Annotated in this window: 1 pseudogene; it reads left to right on the top strand. The window is 61.2% G+C overall.

Going from position 1 to position 240, the window contains the following annotated elements:
• Nucleotides 1-3 precede the first annotated feature (3 nt).
• A pseudogene (locus tag HMPREF2924_RS25040) lies at nt 4-240 on the top strand (methyl-accepting chemotaxis protein); the annotation flags it as partial.

Below are 240 nucleotides of genomic sequence, written 5' to 3'. Positions count from 1 at the left end.
CTCATGAAACGCCCATCCCCTGCATCAATGATTCTTGGCCTCTGCTTGACAGCAATGGCCGGCCTGCTGGGCTACCAGCAGTACCAACTCATTCAGCTCCGATCAGGCGTGGACAGTGCCGCGGAAAAGACCTCGCTAGAGGCGATCCTGGCGCGCTTGAATCGAGTCGACGAGCGCCTCGACGCCGTGGATGGACAGCACCTGGTCAGCAACGAGGACTTCCGCTCAGGCCAGCAGGCG

Origin of the sequence: Pseudomonas sp. HMSC063H08 (assembly GCF_001813645.1) — a bacterium.
Classification (GTDB): domain Bacteria; phylum Pseudomonadota; class Gammaproteobacteria; order Pseudomonadales; family Pseudomonadaceae; genus Pseudomonas; species Pseudomonas aeruginosa.
Note: the sequence above shows the minus strand (reverse complement) of the source record. Positions and strands in the feature narration are given on the sequence as shown.